This is a genomic window from Acidisoma sp. S159 (genome assembly GCF_009766125.1).
GTDB lineage: Bacteria > Pseudomonadota > Alphaproteobacteria > Acetobacterales > Acetobacteraceae > Acidisoma.
Window position 1 is genome coordinate 1 of record NZ_LMUG01000016.1, and the last position, 434, is coordinate 434.

Annotated in this window: 1 protein-coding gene; it reads left to right on the top strand. The window is 58.3% G+C overall.

Going from position 1 to position 434, the window contains the following annotated elements:
* Positions 1-421 (top strand): IS5 family transposase (locus tag GSQ92_RS06840; protein ID WP_159013240.1); only part of this gene is annotated, 421 nt, incomplete at its 5' end.
* Positions 422-434 lie beyond the last annotated feature (13 nt).

Genomic DNA, 434 nt, shown 5'->3' on the forward strand with positions numbered 1-434 from the left:
CTGCATTGGTCGAACGAAGGGCGGTCTGAATTCCAAGTTGCATGCGGTCTGCAACGGAGAAGGCAAGCCCCTGCTTCTGCTGCTCACCGAAGGCCAGACGAGCGACCACAAGGGTGCCCGCATCCTCCTCCGGGCCATGCCGCCAGCCAGGAGCCTGATCGCCGATCGCGGCTATGACAGCAACTGGTTCCGGCAAGCCCTGATGGATCGCGGAATGGAACCCTGCATTCCGTCAACCAAAAATCGTAAGACCGCAATCCCCTACGACAAGACCCTCTACCGAGAGCGCCACAAAGTCGAAAACATGTTCGCCAAGCTCAAAGACTGGCGACGTATAGCCACCCGCTACGACCGCTGCGCACACACCTTCTTCTCCGCCATCTGCATCGCAGCCAGTGTCACCTTCTATCTCAAAGAATGAGTCCTGACCCTAG